This is a genomic window from Mesorhizobium sp. M2E.F.Ca.ET.209.01.1.1 (assembly GCF_004010375.2).
Taxonomy (GTDB): Bacteria; Pseudomonadota; Alphaproteobacteria; order Rhizobiales; family Rhizobiaceae; genus Mesorhizobium.
Genome location: NZ_SADP02001163.1, coordinates 1 through 291, shown reverse-complemented (window position 1 = coordinate 291; position 291 = coordinate 1). Strand labels below are relative to the sequence as shown.

Sequence of the window (291 nt, the reverse complement as noted above, 5' to 3'; positions counted from 1 at the left end):
AGCCTTTCCATGTCACAATCAGCTCCGGCTCTCGCGCCGGTTCGATTCGACGCCGACGCGCAGGCGAAGCTCTCGGCATTGCGGCGGACCAAATTCATCGCCGCCGTCGCGCTCGGCCTTTGCATTCTCGTGTTTGGGTTGGCGAAATCCTTCCAGGCTACCTATCCGTGGCTTGGCTTTGTCGCGGCCTTCGCCGAGGCGGCGACCATCGGTGGCATCGCCGACTGGTATGCTGTGGTGGCGCTGTTCAGGCGACCGCTCCGGCTGCCGATCCCGCACACGGCCATCATC

Annotated in this window: 1 protein-coding gene; it reads left to right on the top strand. The window is 64.3% G+C overall.

Annotated elements, in window-relative coordinates; translation table 11 throughout:
* Positions 1-9: 9 nt before the first annotated feature.
* Positions 10-291, top strand: a 282-nt coding sequence (locus EN852_RS39560; RefSeq protein WP_135879955.1) for a DUF445 family protein, incomplete at its 3' end; no start/stop codon positions are given.